This window comes from Bradyrhizobium sp. HKCCYLRH3073 (genome assembly GCF_051167995.1).
GTDB lineage: Bacteria > Pseudomonadota > Alphaproteobacteria > Rhizobiales > Xanthobacteraceae > Bradyrhizobium.
Genome location: NZ_JBNPUD010000001.1, coordinates 429,403 through 445,460, shown reverse-complemented (window position 1 = coordinate 445,460; position 16,058 = coordinate 429,403). Strand labels below are relative to the sequence as shown.

Here is a 16,058-nt window from a genome sequence, read left to right as displayed (position 1 = left end):
ATGATGCCAATTCTGGCATTATTTGGCAGTCCATGGCACAGTGCAGCGAAGGAACGACACGGAGCGGCGGAGCAGGATGACGTCGAAAGCGCGAGTGCCGGGCCGGCTGCCAGAGGCCACTCGCCGGAAGCCCGAACTTGCATCCTATCTCGAAGCCCTTCCGGAGCCGCATATTCTCGTCGACGAGCAGTACCGGATCATCGCTTCAAACGCGGCCTATCGCGCCCACTTCAGCCCCAACGAATCGGTCGTCGGCCGCACCTGTTATGAAGTGTCACACCATTTCACCGTGCCTTGCGATCAGGCCGGAGAAAGCTGTCCGCGTGCGCGCCTGCAGAAAACCGGTCAGCGCGAGCGCGTGCTGCATCTGCATCACACGCCGATTGGCGAAGCCTACGTGAACATCGAGTTGACGCCCGTCCGCGACACGTTGGGACACGACGCCTGGTTTGTCGAGAAGATGGAGCCACTTCGGATTGCCAAGGGAGAGCCGGCGGCGCGAGGGTTGATCGGGCGTTCTGCGCCGTTTCGGCAGATGCTCGAACTGGTCGCGAGGGTTGGTCCATCGAACGCGAGCGTTTTGCTGCTTGGCGAGTCCGGCGTCGGCAAAGAGCTCGTCGCTGCGGCCGTTCACGAAGCGAGCATGCGCGCCTCGCACCCGCTGGTCGTCGTCGATTGCGCCAGCATGCCGGAGACCTTGTTCGAGAGCGAATTGTTCGGTCACGAAAAGGGCGCCTATACCGGCGCGCATACGGCAAAGAGCGGGCTGGTCGAAGCCGCCAGCGGCGGCACTCTGTTTCTCGACGAGGTCGGCGACATCCCCCTTGCGATGCAGGTGAAGCTGCTCCGGCTGCTCGAAAGCGGCACCTATCGCCGGGTCGGCAGCACGGAGCTGCGTCGCGCCGACGTGCGACTGGTCTCGGCAACGCATCGGGACCTCGAGCACATGGTGGCAGACGGGCGCTTTCGCAACGATCTCTACTACCGATTGTCGACCTTTCCGATCCTTCTGCCGGCATTGCGCGACCGCCCCGGCGATCTACCGCTTCTCGCCGCAGCGCTGCTTGCCCGCGTGGCACCGGAGCGAAAGCTCACCTTGTCCCCCCCGGCACTCGAACGGCTCGAGGGCTACGCTTTTCCGGGCAATGTTCGCGAGTTGCGCAACGTGTTGGAGCGCGCGGCCCTGCTCTGCGATGACGATGTCATCTCAGCCGCAACGATCGAGCGTGCTCTGGCGTTGCGAGCGCCGGGCATCACGGGTCGCGACAATGCGCAGCGAACGGCAGCAAGGCTGCTGCATGCCGAGGATGAGAGCTCGCTGTCATTGAAGGAACGGGAAGCGCGAGCGCTTCGGACAGCCTTGTTGACGCATCGCGGGAGTCGGGAAGCGCTTGCAAAATCCCTCGGCATCAGCCTGCGCACGCTTTACCGGAAGCTGAAGGAATTGGACGCTGGATAGGCGCTGTCGTCTACCAAGGAACTACGTCAAGTCCTCGCACCCGAAAGAACAGGTCGTTGATGGGTGCGAGCACGCCGGCCGGCGGCCCGCTTCATCCTGATTGGGCTCTAAGCCCCCGGCGCGAGGAGACGATCCGCCGGACGCAATGGGTGCCGACGACGACGCATCCATGGATGGACCTCCATGCGATGGCCGCAGAACAAAGAAGGGCGGACCGCCGGCCAAGATCGCCAATCGGCTGCGGCCGCATCTGGTGCGCTGGCGTAAGATCGACGGATGCCGATCTGCAGAGCCGCGCGCAGCGGCCTTTTCGATACCGGCAAGGAGATCCGCTTCGATCAACCGCATGCACGATCGCCAGCCGCTCGCCGGCAAGATCCGCTCGGCCTGGGGCATTCTGGAAGACGCAGGGCTTGGCGATGACGTCGTGCGTCACTCCCTGCGCCACACGGCCGCGACGTCGCTGACGCAGCAAGGCACCGACCATTGGCAAGCGGCCGGTTGGCTCGGCACGACCGTCGAGCAGTTAGAGCAAACCTACGGCTCCCCACCATCCGGATTTCCAGGGCGAGGCGGCTGAGGCGTTTGGAGGAAGGCGGCAAATGCTCACGAACAGCCGATATGCCGAATGGTGCAGGGCGGCGCCGCGTGATTTCATTGTACGTTTCGTTGCGCTTCTCGGGAGATAAAAGCTGAGCGCCTCAAAAAATGGTCGGAGCGGCAGGATTCGAACCTGCGACCCCTGCGTCCCGAACGCAGTGCTCTACCGGGCTGAGCCACGCTCCGACTTGGGAAGCCGGCTTATAGCGTCGGGTTTCCGTCTTCGCAAGGACACAAGGCAGGAAATCGCATCGAAATCGTCGATCGTCGGCGGAGGGGTTAACTGCTTGAGGCCGTGAGGCTTTGTCGGGCGGCCATGGCGCGGGCGCAATGCGACAGGCGAATTGTGCGCTTCATTCGAACGTCCCCGCCCGCTATAGCCGAGCGCGTAAGCCACCACCGTCTTGTACCATCGATGCCCACCGCACACATACCAGCGATCGAGACCAGGATCCTGCCCGCCGACGCGGCTGGAATCACACAGGCCGCGGCGACGTTCGCGCGCGGCGGACTGGTCGCGTTCCCGACCGAGACGGTCTATGGCCTCGGCGCCGACGCGGCCAACGCCGCAGCCATCGCCCGCCTCTACCAGGCCAAGGGCCGGCCTGCCTTCAATCCGTTGATCGTCCATGTCGCCGACATCGCGGCGGCACGGCGCATCGGCCGCTTCAATGCCACCGCCGAGCGTCTGGCCACCGCGTTCTGGCCGGGACCGCTGACCCTCGTGCTGCCGCAGAGCGACGGCTGCGCCGTGGCCGACCTCGCCACCGCCGGCCTCGATACGGTGGCAATCCGTGTGCCGGCGCATCCGATCGCGCAGGCGTTGCTCGCGGCGTTCGGCGGCGCCGTCGTGGCGCCCTCCGCCAACATCTCCGGCCACGTGTCGCCGACCACGGCGGCGCATGTCGCGGCCGATCTCACCGGGCGAATCGACCTCATCCTGGACGGTGGGCCGGTCGCGGTCGGCGTCGAATCGACCATCGTCGGCTGCTTCGATGCGCCGACGCTGCTGCGCCCGGGCGGAGTTCCAAGCGAGGCGATCGAGGCCGTGCTCGGCCGTGCGCTGGCGCGGCCCGCCGCAGACACCGAGACGTCCGAGCAACCACTGGCACCGGGCATGCTGGCCTCGCACTATGCTCCGCACGCTCACGTGCGCCTCGACGCCAGCGATGTCGCGCCTGGCGAGGCCCTGCTCGCCTTCGGCCCCGTCACCTTGCCCGGCGCCAGCGAAGCTGCCGCGATCCTCAACCTCTCCCCCGCCGGCGATCCGGCAGAGGCGGCGACGCATCTTTTCGGCTATCTTCGCAGCCTCGATGCCAAGGGCGCGCGCAGCATCGCCGTGATGCCGATCCCGAATGACGGCCTGGGCGAGGCCATCAACGACCGGCTGCGCCGCGCCGCCGCGCCGAGATAACATTGGAAGCGACCAACGATGAACATCAGCCAGCCTGCCCTGCCGCCGCTGCCACCCGACCTGATCGCGCAGTTCGCCGCCATCGTCGGCGAGCGCCAGGCGCTGACGGCGGAGACCGACGTCGCGCCTTACGTCACCGAGGAGCGCAACCTGTTCCACGGCCGCTCGCCGCTGGTGCTGCGCCCCGGCTCGACCGCCGAGGTCGCCGCGATCTGCAAGCTCGCCAGCCAGCATCGCATCGCGCTGGTGCCGCAGGGCGGCAACACCGGCCTCGTCGGCGGCCAGACGCCGCACAATGGCGAGGTGGTGGTGTCGCTCAGGCGCATGGACAAGATCCGTGACGTCGACACCGCCTCCAACACGATGATCGCCGAGGCCGGCGTCGTGCTGCAGGTGGCGCAGCAGAAGGCAGCCGAGGTCGACCGGCTGTTTCCGCTGTCGCTGGGCGCCGAGGGCAGCTGCACCATCGGCGGCAATCTCTCGACCAACGCCGGCGGCACCGCCGCGCTCGCCTATGGCGTCGCGCGCGAGATGGCGCTCGGGGTCGAGGTCGTGCTGGCCGACGGGCGGGTGCTGAATGCGCTGTCCAAGCTCAAGAAAGACAACACCGGCTACGACCTGCGCAATCTGTTCATCGGCGCCGAAGGCACGCTCGGCATCATCACCGCGGCGAGCCTGAAGCTGTTCCCGAAGCCGCGCGCGATCGAGACCGCGTTCGTCGGGCTCAAATCGCCGGAGGACGCGCTGAAGCTGCTGGCGATCGCCCAACGCGAGGCTGCGGGCAGCCTCACCAGCTTCGAGCTGATCGCCGCGATCGCGCTCGATTTCTCGATCCGCCACGCCGCCGGCAACCGCGCGCCGCTCGCGGGCGCCCATCCCTGGTTCGTACTGATGGAGCTGTCGTCGTCGCGCGACGATGCCCGGGCCACGCTCGAGACCATCCTGGAGCAAGGCCTCGAAGACGGCATCGTCGACGACGCCGCGATCGCCGACAGCCTCGCCCAGCGCATGGCGTTCTGGAAGCTGCGCGAGGACATCTCCGCGGCGCAGAAGCCGGAGGGTGGCTCGATCAAGCACGACATCTCGGTGCCGGTCGCGGCAGTGCCGGCCTTCATTGCGGAGGCCAACGCCGCCGTCGTGAAGCTGATGCCCGGCGCACGCCCGGTGCCGTTCGGCCATCTCGGCGACGGCAACATCCACTACAATGTCAGCCAGCCCGTCGGCGCCAATACCGCCGACTATCTCGCGCGCTGGCACGAGGTCAACGCGGTCGTGTTCGAGATCGTGCTGCGGATGGGCGGATCGATCTCGGCCGAGCACGGCATCGGCGTGCTCAAGCGCGACGAGCTGCCCGACGTCAAGGACCCGACCGCGATTGCGCTGATGCGCGCGATCAAGGCGCAGTTCGATCCGCTGGGGATCATGAATCCCGGCAAGGTGCTCTAGGCTTTCGACGCTCCCATGGACAGTCTCCCCGCTCTCGCGATTTCCGACATCATCGATGCCGACGTGCCCGCCATCATCGCGCTGTGGCAGCGCTGCGGCCTGACGCGGCCGTGGAACGATCCGGCCGCCGACATCGCGCTCGCCCGCCGCGGTGACAGTTCCACGATCCTGGTCGGCCGCGTGGGCGACGCAATCGCGGCGTCGGCGATGGTCGGCCATGACGGCCACCGTGGCTGGGTCTACTACGTCAGCGTCGATCCCGATCATCGCGGCCACAGCCATGGCCGCGCCATCATGGCGGCGGCCGAGGACTGGCTGCGCGCGCGCGACGTCGCCAAGCTGATGCTGATGGTGCGCGGCGACAACACCAAGGTGCAGGAATTCTACCAGGCACTCGACTACGCCGTGCAGGACAGCGTCGTGTTCTCGAAATGGCTCGACGGCCGCCCGCCGACGCCGGGAATGAAGTAGAGGTCCAGCATGAGCATCTCCGACCGCATCCGCGTCCAAGAGACGCGCGTGCTCTCCGATCACTACGGCACGCTGACCTCGACCAGGTTCGAGTGGCGGCGCGACGACGGCACCTGGCAGATGCAGAGCCGCGACGTGTTCGACCGCGGCAACGCGGCGGCGATCCTGCCCTACAACCTCGCGCAGCGCAGCGTCATCCTGGTCAAGCAGTTCCGCTACCCCGCCTTCGTCAACGGCCACGACGATCTTTTGATCGAGGCCGCGGCCGGGCTGCTCGACGATGCCTCGCCCGAGGAGCGCATCCGCCTCGAGGCCGAGGAGGAGACCGGCTTCCGGCTGCACGATGTGAAGTACGTCTTCGAGGCGTTCATGAGCCCGGGTGTCGTCACCGAGAAGATCCATTTCTTCGTCGCCGCATACGAACCAGGGATGCGCGTCAGCGCCGGCGGCGGGCTCGCGCATGAGGGCGAGGAGATCGAGGTGCTGGAACTCGGGGTCGACGACGCGCTGGCGATGATCGCCGACGGCCGCATCCAGGATGCCAAGACCATCATGCTGCTGCAGCACGCCGCGTTGCGGATCTTTGGCTGAGCGCGGCCAACGCTCGGTCGCCGGTCTTGAGGCGACGGCATACGCGGCGATGACGATCTTCTCTATCGAGATATCCCGCCTCAGAACAAACTCCCCTGCCCGTCATCGGCCACAGTTGAAACCTTGCGGGATGCAACCTTCTTCGCCGGCTTGCGCTGCGCGTCCTCGGCGGCGCGCATCTTCGCGGTCATCGGCAGCAGCAGTTGCTCGTCGTCGTTGGCCACCGTGTTGACGCGCGTCGACACCTCGTACCACGTGAACTCGCCCTCGCGAGGCGCGATCAGCAGCCTCATGGCCTCATCGGGATCGTCGGAACGGCAGTCGAGCCACAGCGAAAAATCATCCGGCCTGATCGTCACGGGAACACGATGATGCAGCGTGGCGAGATCGCGGCTCGCAGCCGCGGTGACGATCGCCACCGTGTCGACCTCCTCGCCGTTCGGCCCGCACCAGGTCTCGGCGAGGGCCGCGAAGCCGAGCGGCGCGTGGTCGCTGCGATGGATGAAGAACGGCCGCTTGCGGCCGTCGATCACCTGCCACTCGTAATACCCATCAGCGGGCACAAGGACGCGGCGCCGCCGAATCGCGTTCTTGAACGCGGGCTTCTCGCGTACGGACTCCGAACGCGCGTTGATCAGCAGCGTGAAACTACGGGGATCCTTGACCCAGGCCGGAATGAATCCCCAGCGCATGAGCCGGAAATGCCTGATGTCCTGATCCAGAAGAACTACGGGAATCGGCTGCGTCGGAGCGATATTGTGCCGCGACGGAAAGTTCGGCTGTTCCTGGTAGCCGAAAATCTTCCTGAGAGCCGCGGGTGGTGAAGTGATCACGAAGCGTCCACACATAATCTCACTCAAATCGTCGTGTGTTCAGCACCTTTTAACTTGGGTTGCCAACACTGCAGCGGATGACCGCAGCGGCGACCCATTCCGTGCCTACCGATCGCACGACCCAACGACCGGCGGGCAGCGCCATTGACCCGGCGCGGGCCGCGATGCTGCGCGCTGCCAACATCAATCCACGCACCGGGCTCGCCACCGACTATCTGAATCATTTCAACGAAGCCGTGATGCTGCTCGAAATGATTCCCGATATTCCGGAATGCGCCGAGGATTTTCTGGCGTGGTCGCCGCTGACCTATCCAGAACATTTCACGCACACCAATTTCAAGGCCCGCGATCTCGTCATCGAGGCCTATGAGCAGGCCGACCCGGCGATTCGCGACAAGTTCGATCATCTCACGAAGACCATGACCGACATCCTGCTCGCGGTCGGCAGCGCGATGCGCGATGCCAAGCAGGACGCGACCAAGGCCAAGCTCGCCGAGCAGGCCGCCAACTGGGTCAAGCCGCTGGTGGCCCAGGCCGGCGGCATCATCAATGGCGACATCGAATTCGATTCGGAGCCCGTGGCCGAAGTCGATGAGGTCGACGCCGTCGACGCCATCATGGCGAGCTTCTGAGTTGCACGGGCTGCCGGCGCGGTCGTCTTCGCGCTACGGTGCAGACCCCGCCTGGAGCCATTGGCATGACCGACCCGACGCCGCCCCGCCGTCCCCAGCTCGCCGTCAGCGCCGCGATCTTCCGCGACGGCAGGCTCCTGCTGGTACGCCGGGCGCGTTCCCCGGCCAAGGGCGTCTATACGCTGCCCGGCGGCCGGGTGGAGTTCGGCGAGACCCTGCACGAGGCCCTCGCGCGCGAGGTCATGGAGGAAACGGCGCTCTCGATCACAATCGTCGGGCTGGCCGGCTGGCGCGAGGTGCTGCCGGCCCAGGGCGGCGGCGGCCACTACGTGATCCTTCCCTTTGCGGCGCGCTGGCGGGCCGGAGAGCCCCGGCTCGACCCGGAACTGGACGATTTTCAGTGGCGCCGCCCCGATGCGCTGGAGGGTCTGACGCTGACCGACGGGCTGCCGGAGATCATCGCCGCCGCACGGACCCTGGTGTAGGCGCCTTGCGTCCGCGACGGGGCAAAGGCATATGACGTCGGTGTTCCCCATGATCCCCAAGCGCCTCCTGGCCATCCTCATGCTCGTTGCCGCCTGCGCCGTCGTGCCGGCGCGCGCGCAGGATGCGGCCGCGCCGTTCGATGGCGATCTGCAACGGCTGGCCGAGATCCTCGGAACCCTGCATTACCTCCGCGGCATCTGCGGCAGCAATGAAGGCGCCAAATGGCGCAACCAGATGCAGGCCCTGATCGACGCCGAGACCCCGTCGGGCGAGCGCCGCGCCCGCATGATCGCCGGCTTCAACCGCGGCTATAACGGCTTCCAGCAGACCTACCGGACCTGCACGCCGGCCGCGATGGTGGCAATCCGCCGCTACATCGACGAGGGGTCCAAGATCTCGCGCGACCTCACGGCGCGCTACGCCAACTGACGGCCGGGGATATCCCCGATTGCGTTAACCTTGTTAACCTTTCCTAAAGAACTGGCCTAGGCGTCCGCCGCCTGCGTGGTAAACCACACGGGTCCGGCGCGCCCGCGTTCGGAATCAACGTGCCTCGCGGCCCCGCCAGACTGAATTCAATGAGCTTTCCCGTCACCTTCAGCGCCCTCCCCGCCGTCCTGCCCGACCACGAGCAGAAGCAGGCCGCGCTCAGCTACCTCAACGAAGCCTGGGCGGAAGCGCGCCACGACGGCGTCGACGGCGACTGCCTGGCGCAGGCCAGCCTGTTCGCGGCGCTGGCCGAGCTCGTGACGACCTATGGCGAGGACGCGGTCGCGACCTTTGTCGAGGGCCTGCCGGAGCGCGTCCGCAACGGCGAGTTCTCGCTGTCGCGCGCGACGCAGTAGGCTCGCCTTCCTCGCGTTACCGACTCCAAACGACGAACCGTAGGGTGGGCAAAGGCGCGCCACGTTGCCCGCGGATCATGCCGAACTGTTGCGCGCCGTGCCCACCATCGCGTTCCGAGTGGGCCTCACGACGGTGGGCACGCCACCGTCCTGCGGGCGGTCGCTTTGCCCACCCTACCGCTCGAACGCGCAGTCGTATTGTGATTGCGACTGCATCGGCGTTTCGCTCACGTCAGCATTCATCTGCATATGTCAAACAGCGTTGGGACATGCCTCATCGTCCTCGCGGCGCGATGCGTCCGAGCAATGACCGGCGTTCGTCCCTCATTCAATCGAGGGCGCAGGGAAGGCTGGGCGTCGGCTGACGCCCATGGCCCCCGTGCGAACAAGAATGCACGGGGCAGGAACCACAGGTGCAGCCGGATGAGCCCAGCCTTCCCTGCGCGATGGTTTTAACGCTTACTCCGCGCTCTCCCTGGGGACCGGCTGTCTTGCCCCCATCACCTGCGCCGACGCTCTCGCATCGAACAGCAGGCTTGACCTCAGCATCGGGAGGCCAGGACCACACGGCTTCGTCGTCCGCATCGATGTTGTTCGTCCGCGCTAGCCAAAGCCGCGCTGCAACCCGACACGTCCACCGCCTCCCCGCCTCGCGTCTCGTGACGACCGCGCGTACGCCCCTCTCGTTGAGGCGGGATGGCGAAGGAGTGACACGGATTCTGGAAAAACGAAAGTGAAATCTTTCGTCCGGAAGGTGCAGCGAACGCGATCACGTTGAGACAATGCGCAAAATTGTCGTTCGGCGTATGCGCCTCGTGTCGTTGCGATGAACGGGAGCGACGGCGTTACAAACAAAATCGCGCAACTGATTTGCCCGACGGGCTTTGCTGTTTTGGCGTTTGATCGCGGCGCTTCAATCCCAATCCAATCCGGCAATGACGGCACAGAAGCGGCAGCAAGCGCTACGAGATGAATTATCGCGGAAAGACCGAGTTCTTGCTCGTATTGAACAGACTAACGCGGATTGGTTCTCTTGAAGGCGTATCCCAGTAGTTCGTTCGCTGGCCTTCGCCTTAGGTCAAACCGGTCGGTTGTCTATTGAATGCCTGCTTTCGCTCGACCGCCGGGGGCAGGCCTCGGGTCTGCGGCCGGAAAAGTCCGCGTTGCGCCAAAAGCGGCTGTCCAATGCGGTCTCTGGAGCTGGAAGGAGAGGCCGCCTCTCGAACGGCATCTCCTTCGTGCGGGAAGGCGATGATGAATGAGAGATGTCGTCAAGACCTGATGAACGAGAGCAGGTCGGGGTTGAGGACATCCGCATGCGTGGTCAGCATGCCATGAGGGTAGCCAGGATACGTCTTCAAAGACCCGTTCTTGAGCAAGTCGACCGCACGCGGGACGGAACTTGCGAATGGGACGACCTGATCCGCCTCGCCATGCATCACCAGCACTGGCACGGTGATCTTCTTGAGGTCTTCGGTGTAATCTTCGAGCCAGGAGTCGACAGTCGCGTAGTGAGCGAGAGCACCGCCGGCCATGCCTTGGCGCCACCAGTTCGCAATGATTGCCTCCGAGGGCTTGGCCCCATCGAGGTTGTACCCGTAGAACGGATTCTCAGGGACGAAACGATAGAATTCCGACCGGTTGCTCAGCACGCCTGCCCGGATCGCTTCGAACCACTCCGGCGGTTGACCGGACGGGTTATTGTCGCTCCGGTACATGTTCGGCGTCAGCGAAGCGACCAGCACCGCCTTCGAGACGCGCTCCTGGTGGCGGGCGACATAGCGAGCCACCTCTCCGCCACCTGTCGAGTGCCCGATGTGGATCGCGTCGCGCAGGTTGAGGTGTTCAGTCAGGGTTGCGAGGTCGGCAACCCAGTGGTCCATGTCGTTGCCGGTGCTGGGCTGGTCGGATCGGCCATGGCCCCGCCGATCGTGGGCGATCACCCGGTACCCGTGACGAAGAAAGAATGTCATCTGGGCATCCCAGTCGTCCGCTGTCAGGGGCCAACCGTGGCTGAAGACGATCGGCTGACCTGATCCCCAATCCTTGTAGAAGATGTTTACACCGTCGTTAGTTGTGATTGTAGGCATCGAGTCGCTCCATCGGCGCTGTCAGACGTTCTTGAAAAGACCGGGACTGATTCATCAATTGAGCCACGCGTTGCTCGATTTCGCGGGCAGGGTTTCAGAATTGAGAGCCCCAGAGAGCCCTTGCCTGGGCAACACCCGGACCGCCAAATGCGTGACCGACGCGAATGGTAATTCTTGCTTCCGCCAGAAACAAATGCCTATCAGGCTTCGATGTATGCCTCGGAAGCATATTGAGGGTGGAATGGAACGCCGGCATCTGCGCTATTTCATTGCCGTTGCAGAGGAAGGTCGTTTTTGACCGCAGCCCAACGGCGCCTCAACACGTCACAGCCGTTCCTCAGCCGGCAGATTCGTGTTTTGAATCCGAAGTTGGCGTGGAGTTGCTAGAGCGCCAACCGCGTGGCGTAGCGCTGACCGATGCTGGAAAAGTTTTTCTTGATCATGCGCGGTTGGCGCTGTCGCAGGTTGAAGCGGCGGCAATCGGTGCGCGGCGGATCGCACAGCCGCAGAAGCCCACACTTTCCATGGGATTCATGGTCGGTCTGGAGGGTGATCTGGCTCCCCCACTTGCTGCGTATCCTCCGCGAGGCCCGCAGGATCTTGTCCGTGAAATCTACGTCAGCTCGGCCAGAACGTCTCCTGTATTGCACGCTGTGATTCAGGACTATGCGTCGAAGCTTGGGATCGTGCTCAAGGTAAGTTACGAAGGCGAGAACATATCGTCGGCGATGTCGTTGGTCGCGTCCACGGGCGGAGTAACTCTCGTTCCACTCTATGCGCCGACTAGCAGCCGGTGCGAGAGTCCGCTTCAGGTCGCGACCGACTGATCGGCGTCCCGGACACGCGCTTCCAGTTGAGCATGAAGCGACCTTCACGCGAGCCGGCCGCCAAGTCCGTAACGGGCCACAAGCCGACATACTTGGACGGCGACGACGCGTTCCCTTGTCAGCCCCCGGGGCCGTCCTTCATGATGTAGCCCATCAGATCGTCCACGTCGTGCTCCAGATCCCGGATGATGTTCTTGACCACGTCTCCGATCGAGATCACGCCCACGACCTTGCCCGCGTCAAGCACGGGCAGATGGCGAAAACCACGCTGCGACATCATGGCCATGCAACTGTCCAGCCGGTGGTCCGGCCTGACCGTCACCGGGTTGGCCGTCATCACCTGGCTGACCGGCGTCTGCTTCGCATCGAGCCCGGGCAGCAGCACCTTGATGGCGCAGTCCCCCTGCGTCACGATGCCGACCAGCACGCCGTCATCGATGACCAGCACCGACCGGACCCGGTTGTCGCGCATCTTGCGCAAGGCTTCGACGACCATGTCGCCGGAACGAACATGGATCACGGCGCTACTCTTCTGGGCCAGCGCGCTTCTTACTATGCTCATCGACGTCCCCTCGTGGACCCCTGTCGTGCCCCGCCTTGATGGTCCGCCTCGAAGGATAGTCGAATTGCCTGGCCTCGTCAGCACCGCTGCCGAGGCCGTGCGCCGGCCCGTGAACCGAACGACGTCTGGGTAAGGGGCGGCCTCTTGATCCCTGGGGATTGCAGACGCCGGGGCCTACCAAGAGGGTGGAACCGTCGGGTGCCGCCCAAAATGCTGCTCGGCAAGCGTATGTCGATCGACCCTGGCGGTCAGGTGGACAGCGGTGGCGTACCGCAGCTCCTCCCCCACGTCCGCATCGCCCCTGGCGGCGGACATTCGCCTTCATTGGCCGAGCCCCACGCGCTCATTCAGGCTCGAAGGCAGTCGTAGCGCTGGGATCCGACAGCGGACGAGGAACTGCCCAACGGCAGCCCTTGGCAGCCATGTCGCGTCCGAAACCCTTCACCATTTGAAGGCTTCTGACGTCAATGAAAATGCGCCCTTAACGAAATCAGGGAAAGATGGGGAGCTAGTCTTCACCTCGCTGACCGCGGTACCTTTTCGAGCTCAAGGGGACTCTCGATAGCCGTGTCGCGAGCTGGTCCCGCAGAACCGAAATCCCTTGCCTGAAGGGCAGACCGGGGCTCGTAGCTGTCGCGTGAAGAATTAGTAAGGAAACGTTAAGGAAGAGTCGGGGATTTCGGATGATTGCGCCAGAAGAAGAGAGGATGCTGAAAACGCTCCTGGTCGAGATGTTCGCCCACATCAACAGCATGCGGCGGGAATTCGCAGCTCTTCAAGGCGACAGCAAGAACAACTTCGCGACGATGGCGGACACCCTCGACGCGATCGTCGAGAATACGGAGGTGGCCGGGAACGCGATCCTCGAAAGCATGGAGACGATCGGCACCAGCGTCACGAAGTTGCAGAAGGTCAAGGACCCGACGGCCGCAGCGGTTTGCGACGAGATCCTCGACAGCTCGAACAAGGTGTTCGAGGCGTGCGCGTTTCAGGACCTCACCGGGCAGCGGATCACGCGCGTAGTCAAGTCGTTGAAGTTCATGGAGGACCACATCAACAGGCTGGTCCGGATGTGGGGAAAAGAGGAACTGGCCCGGCTCGCCGCCGAGGTCGCCGCCCCAAGCACCGAGCCGGACTTGCTGGAGGGCCCGAAGCGGGTGGGCGTGGCGATTTCGCAAGACGATATCGACAAGCTGTTTGCTTGAACGGCCTCGGATGTCGCGGGCCAACGATCAGATCGGGCGGCGCAGCTCAGCCAATCTCGCAGCCCGGACGAACGCAGCGACCGGGCTATGCGCCCTCTCCCCTTAAGGGGAGCGGGCGCTGCATCTGGCGTCTGGCAGCCCGTCATAGCGGAGCAAACTAGCACGCAGCGCCGTTACGGCCGCAGCGTCTCCATGAAGCTGACAGGCTCACCGGTCGCCGGCGTCAGCAGCTCGCCCTGCCACATCACGCGCCGGCCGCGGACGAAGGTGCCGACCGGCCAGCCGGTGACGCGCAGGCCATCATAGGGCGTCCAGCCGGCTTTCGACGCCACCCACTCGTTGGTGATGGTCTCGCTGCGCTTGAGGTCCACGATGGTCAGATCGGCGTCGTAGCCGGCGGCAATGCGGCCCTTGCGGGCGATGTTGTAGATGCGGGCGGGGCCGGCGCTGGTGAGGTCGACGAAACGCTGCAGCGACAGCCGGCCGGCATTGACGTGGTCGAGCATGATGGGCACCAGGGTCTGCACGCCGGTCATGCCGGAGGGCGAGGCCGGATAGGTCTTGGACTTCTCCTCGGCGGTGTGCGGCGCGTGGTCGGAGCCGAGGATGTCGACGATGCCCTGGTGGACGCCCCACCAGATCACGTCGCGATGATCGGCCGAGCGCACCGGCGGATTCATCTGCGCATAGGTGCCGAGCCGCTCGTAGCACTCGGGCGCGGCCAGGGTGAGATGGTGCGGCGTCGCCTCGACGGTGGCGACGTCCTTGTGGTCGCGCAGGTACACGATCTCCTCCTTGGTGGAGATGTGCAGCACGTGAATGCGCTTGCCGGTCTCGTGCGCGAGATTGACGAGACGCTGCGTGGCGCGCAGCGCCGCCTCCTCGTCGCGCCAGACGGGGTGCGAGCGCGGATCGTTCTCGACGCGCAGGTCCTTGCGCTCGTTGAGGCGGTACTCGTCCTCGGCGTGGAACGCGGCACGGCGGCGGATCACCTGGAAGATGCGGCGCAGGCTGTCGTCGTCCTCGACCAGCAGCGAGCCGGTGGAGGAGCCGACGAACACTTTCACGCCGGCGCAGCCCTCGGCGCGCTCCAGCACCGGCAATTGCTCGACGTTCTCGCGGGTGCCGCCGATGAAGAAGGCGAAGTCGCAATGCATGCGATGACGGCCGGCTTCGACCTTGGCGGTGAAGGCCTCCTCGGTCACCGTCAGCGGATTGGTGTTGGGCATCTCGAACACGGCGGTGACGCCGCCCATCACGGCGCTGCGCGAGCCGGTTTCGAGGTCCTCCTTGTGAGTGAGGCCAGGCTCGCGGAAATGCACCTGGGTGTCGATCACGCCGGGCAGCACGTGCAGGCCGGTACAGTCGATGATCTCGGCGGCCGAGGCGGCGCCGAGATTGCCGATCTCGACGATGCGCCCGGCGGAGATACCGACGTCGCGGACACCCTCGCCGTCCTGATTGACCACGGTGCCGGATTTCAGAATGACGTCGAACCGCGCGCTCATGAAGCCCTCATAGGATTTCATTCTCCTGACAACCCCAAGACAGATCGATCATGCTGCGCGCCTGCCCATTTGCTGGCCTCCGGTGGCACGCGAGTCTCGATCTTTAGAATGAAGCCACCGCGCGGCGGCGTTTCAGCCTTGTGGTTTATGCCAGGGCGGCTTACGTTTCAGTGCGGCCTGTCGCAAGAGGTTTTTCGAATGAAGGCGACGTTTCTCGACGACCGGGGCGTGGTCCAGGTCAGCGGCGAGGATGCACGCAAGTTCCTCAACGGTCTCTTCACCACCGATGTCACCAAGCTCCAGCCGGGTGAGGCCCGGTTTGGCGCGCTGCTGACGCCGCAGGGCAAGATCATCGTCGATTTCCTGGTGGCGCAGGTGCCGGCGACCGACGCCGGCGAGCGCTTCCTGCTCGACTGTCCGCGCGCGCTCGCACAGGCGCTCACCGACAAGCTGAATCTCTACAAGCTCAGGGCCAAGGTTGCGGTCAGCAATCTGTCCGACCAGGTCGGCGTGATCGCGGTCTGGGATGGCGCCATCGGCGCCACGCCGGAGCCGAGCGTCGCCGATCCGCGTCATGAGAGCCTCGGCGCACGCGTCATTGCGCCGCAGGAGGCGCTGGCGGAGATCGCCGCACGGCTCGGCGCCGAGCTCGTCGATTCCGCCGCCTATGAAGCGCATCGCATCGACTGCAGCGTGCCGCGCGGCGGGCTCGACTTCATGTATGGCGACGCCTTCCCGCACGAGACCAACATGGACCGGCTGCACGGCGTCGACGTCGGCAAGGGCTGCTATGTCGGCCAGGAGGTCGTGAGCCGCATGCATCATCGCGGCACCACGCGCACACGCGCGGCGAAGGTGCTGCTCGACGGGCCGGGTCCGGAGCCCGGCACGCCGATTCTGGCCGGCGACAAGACCGTCGGCACGATGGGCTCGGCCGCCGCGCAGAAGGGCATGGCGCTACTGCGCATCGACCGCGCCGCCGAGGCATTGGAGGCGGGAACGCCGCTCACCGCGGGCGGCCTCGTTCTGCGCATCGCCGATCCCGACGCGCTGCAGGGCGCGCCCAAGCAGACGGTCGCCTGAGCCGGT

Annotated in this window: 17 protein-coding genes and 1 tRNA gene; 13 read left to right on the top strand and 5 right to left on the bottom strand. The window is 65.1% G+C overall.

Annotated elements, in window-relative coordinates; translation table 11 throughout:
• Positions 1-76 precede the first annotated feature (76 nt).
• Both ACQR1X_RS02005 and ACQR1X_RS02000 read left to right on the top strand, forming a co-directional pair.
• Positions 77-1,459 carry a sigma-54 interaction domain-containing protein gene (locus ACQR1X_RS02005; RefSeq protein ID WP_434898235.1) on the top strand — a complete coding sequence of 461 codons (1,383 nt, stop codon included), beginning with the start codon at positions 77-79 and terminating at the stop codon, positions 1,457-1,459.
• Between the two features lie 145 nt (positions 1,460-1,604).
• Positions 1,605-2,039 (top strand): hypothetical protein, encoded by a 435-nt coding sequence (locus ACQR1X_RS02000; protein ID WP_434898234.1) that lies wholly within the window; start codon positions 1,605-1,607, stop codon positions 2,037-2,039.
• Positions 2,040-2,168: 129 nt separating this feature from the next.
• On the opposite strand, the gene ACQR1X_RS01995 is transcribed toward ACQR1X_RS02000, so the two are convergent.
• Positions 2,169-2,245, bottom strand: a tRNA-Pro gene (locus ACQR1X_RS01995).
• A 229-nt stretch (positions 2,246-2,474) separates the two neighbouring features.
• Here ACQR1X_RS01995 and ACQR1X_RS01990 point away from each other — a divergent pair.
• Genes ACQR1X_RS01990 through ACQR1X_RS01975 form a run of 4 tightly spaced genes read left to right on the top strand, consistent with a single transcriptional unit; the run spans position 2,475 to position 5,981 of the window.
• Positions 2,475-3,473, top strand: coding sequence for an L-threonylcarbamoyladenylate synthase (locus ACQR1X_RS01990; RefSeq protein ID WP_434898233.1), 999 nt, complete (start codon positions 2,475-2,477; stop codon positions 3,471-3,473).
• A gap of 18 nt (positions 3,474-3,491) precedes the next feature.
• Positions 3,492-4,919, top strand: a complete 1,428-nt coding sequence (locus ACQR1X_RS01985) for an FAD-binding oxidoreductase (RefSeq protein WP_434883802.1) — start codon at positions 3,492-3,494, stop codon at positions 4,917-4,919.
• A gap of 15 nt (positions 4,920-4,934) precedes the next feature.
• Positions 4,935-5,390 (top strand): GNAT family acetyltransferase, encoded by a 456-nt coding sequence (locus ACQR1X_RS01980; protein ID WP_434898232.1) that lies wholly within the window; start codon positions 4,935-4,937, stop codon positions 5,388-5,390.
• A 9-nt stretch (positions 5,391-5,399) separates the two neighbouring features.
• A complete protein-coding gene (locus ACQR1X_RS01975) occupies positions 5,400-5,981 on the top strand; it encodes an NUDIX domain-containing protein (RefSeq protein ID WP_434898231.1) in 582 nt (193 codons plus the stop codon).
• An 80-nt stretch (positions 5,982-6,061) separates the two neighbouring features.
• On the opposite strand, the gene ACQR1X_RS01970 is transcribed toward ACQR1X_RS01975, so the two are convergent.
• The gene (locus ACQR1X_RS01970) at positions 6,062-6,829 is read right to left on the bottom strand and encodes an SOS response-associated peptidase (protein ID WP_434898230.1); all 768 of its coding nucleotides are present in this window, start codon (positions 6,827-6,829) and stop codon (positions 6,062-6,064) included.
• A gap of 62 nt (positions 6,830-6,891) precedes the next feature.
• Here ACQR1X_RS01970 and ACQR1X_RS01965 point away from each other — a divergent pair, with 62 nt between their 5' ends.
• The 4 genes from ACQR1X_RS01965 (at position 6,892) to ACQR1X_RS01950 (ending at position 8,777) form a co-directional block, all read left to right on the top strand.
• On the top strand, positions 6,892-7,446 hold the full coding sequence (locus ACQR1X_RS01965; RefSeq protein WP_409997911.1) for a hypothetical protein: 555 nt from the start codon (positions 6,892-6,894) through the stop codon (positions 7,444-7,446).
• 65 nt (positions 7,447-7,511) lie between these two features.
• Positions 7,512-7,931 carry an NUDIX hydrolase gene (locus ACQR1X_RS01960; protein ID WP_315802180.1) on the top strand — a complete coding sequence of 140 codons (420 nt, stop codon included), beginning with the start codon at positions 7,512-7,514 and terminating at the stop codon, positions 7,929-7,931.
• 31 nt (positions 7,932-7,962) lie between these two features.
• Complete coding sequence (locus tag ACQR1X_RS01955; protein ID WP_315802179.1) at positions 7,963-8,361, top strand: TIGR02301 family protein; 399 nt, start codon at positions 7,963-7,965, stop codon at positions 8,359-8,361.
• Between the two features lie 149 nt (positions 8,362-8,510).
• Positions 8,511-8,777 carry a hypothetical protein gene (locus ACQR1X_RS01950; RefSeq protein ID WP_315717207.1) on the top strand — a complete coding sequence of 89 codons (267 nt, stop codon included), beginning with the start codon at positions 8,511-8,513 and terminating at the stop codon, positions 8,775-8,777.
• Between the two features lie 1,271 nt (positions 8,778-10,048).
• On the opposite strand, the gene ACQR1X_RS01945 is transcribed toward ACQR1X_RS01950, so the two are convergent.
• Entirely contained in the window at positions 10,049-10,867 is an 819-nt protein-coding gene (locus tag ACQR1X_RS01945) for an alpha/beta fold hydrolase (protein WP_434898229.1), read from the bottom strand.
• Positions 10,868-11,103: 236 nt separating this feature from the next.
• Here ACQR1X_RS01945 and ACQR1X_RS01940 point away from each other — a divergent pair, with 236 nt between their 5' ends.
• Positions 11,104-11,694, top strand: coding sequence for a hypothetical protein (locus tag ACQR1X_RS01940; protein WP_434898228.1), 591 nt, complete (start codon positions 11,104-11,106; stop codon positions 11,692-11,694).
• A 118-nt stretch (positions 11,695-11,812) separates the two neighbouring features.
• On the opposite strand, the gene ACQR1X_RS01935 is transcribed toward ACQR1X_RS01940, so the two are convergent.
• The gene (locus tag ACQR1X_RS01935) at positions 11,813-12,256 is read right to left on the bottom strand and encodes a CBS domain-containing protein (RefSeq protein WP_315802855.1); all 444 of its coding nucleotides are present in this window, start codon (positions 12,254-12,256) and stop codon (positions 11,813-11,815) included.
• A gap of 683 nt (positions 12,257-12,939) precedes the next feature.
• Here ACQR1X_RS01935 and ACQR1X_RS01930 point away from each other — a divergent pair.
• Positions 12,940-13,461 carry a protein phosphatase CheZ gene (locus tag ACQR1X_RS01930; protein ID WP_315802854.1) on the top strand — a complete coding sequence of 174 codons (522 nt, stop codon included), beginning with the start codon at positions 12,940-12,942 and terminating at the stop codon, positions 13,459-13,461.
• Positions 13,462-13,634: 173 nt separating this feature from the next.
• On the opposite strand, the gene ACQR1X_RS01925 is transcribed toward ACQR1X_RS01930, so the two are convergent.
• Positions 13,635-14,969 (bottom strand): dihydroorotase, encoded by a 1,335-nt coding sequence (locus tag ACQR1X_RS01925; RefSeq protein WP_434898377.1) that lies wholly within the window; start codon positions 14,967-14,969, stop codon positions 13,635-13,637.
• 198 nt (positions 14,970-15,167) lie between these two features.
• Here ACQR1X_RS01925 and ACQR1X_RS01920 point away from each other — a divergent pair, with 198 nt between their 5' ends.
• Entirely contained in the window at positions 15,168-16,052 is an 885-nt protein-coding gene (locus ACQR1X_RS01920; RefSeq protein WP_434898227.1) for a YgfZ/GcvT domain-containing protein, read from the top strand.
• Positions 16,053-16,058 lie beyond the last annotated feature (6 nt).

Coding starts and splice junctions, on each gene's coding strand:
- ACQR1X_RS02005 (WP_434898235.1), top strand. CDS start 77: ATGACGTCGAAAGCGCGAGTGCCGGGCCGGCTGCCAGAGGCCACTCGC.
- ACQR1X_RS02000 (WP_434898234.1), top strand. CDS start 1,605: ATGGGTGCCGACGACGACGCATCCATGGATGGACCTCCATGCGATGGC.
- ACQR1X_RS01990 (WP_434898233.1), top strand. CDS start 2,475: ATGCCCACCGCACACATACCAGCGATCGAGACCAGGATCCTGCCCGCC.
- ACQR1X_RS01985 (WP_434883802.1), top strand. CDS start 3,492: ATGAACATCAGCCAGCCTGCCCTGCCGCCGCTGCCACCCGACCTGATC.
- ACQR1X_RS01980 (WP_434898232.1), top strand. CDS start 4,935: ATGGACAGTCTCCCCGCTCTCGCGATTTCCGACATCATCGATGCCGAC.
- ACQR1X_RS01975 (WP_434898231.1), top strand. CDS start 5,400: ATGAGCATCTCCGACCGCATCCGCGTCCAAGAGACGCGCGTGCTCTCC.
- ACQR1X_RS01970 (WP_434898230.1), bottom strand. CDS start 6,829: ATGTGTGGACGCTTCGTGATCACTTCACCACCCGCGGCTCTCAGGAAG.
- ACQR1X_RS01965 (WP_409997911.1), top strand. CDS start 6,892: ATGACCGCAGCGGCGACCCATTCCGTGCCTACCGATCGCACGACCCAA.
- ACQR1X_RS01960 (WP_315802180.1), top strand. CDS start 7,512: ATGACCGACCCGACGCCGCCCCGCCGTCCCCAGCTCGCCGTCAGCGCC.
- ACQR1X_RS01955 (WP_315802179.1), top strand. CDS start 7,963: ATGACGTCGGTGTTCCCCATGATCCCCAAGCGCCTCCTGGCCATCCTC.
- ACQR1X_RS01950 (WP_315717207.1), top strand. CDS start 8,511: ATGAGCTTTCCCGTCACCTTCAGCGCCCTCCCCGCCGTCCTGCCCGAC.
- ACQR1X_RS01945 (WP_434898229.1), bottom strand. CDS start 10,867: ATGCCTACAATCACAACTAACGACGGTGTAAACATCTTCTACAAGGAT.
- ACQR1X_RS01935 (WP_315802855.1), bottom strand. CDS start 12,256: ATGAGCATAGTAAGAAGCGCGCTGGCCCAGAAGAGTAGCGCCGTGATC.
- ACQR1X_RS01930 (WP_315802854.1), top strand. CDS start 12,940: ATGATTGCGCCAGAAGAAGAGAGGATGCTGAAAACGCTCCTGGTCGAG.
- ACQR1X_RS01925 (WP_434898377.1), bottom strand. CDS start 14,969: ATGAGCGCGCGGTTCGACGTCATTCTGAAATCCGGCACCGTGGTCAAT.
- ACQR1X_RS01920 (WP_434898227.1), top strand. CDS start 15,168: ATGAAGGCGACGTTTCTCGACGACCGGGGCGTGGTCCAGGTCAGCGGC.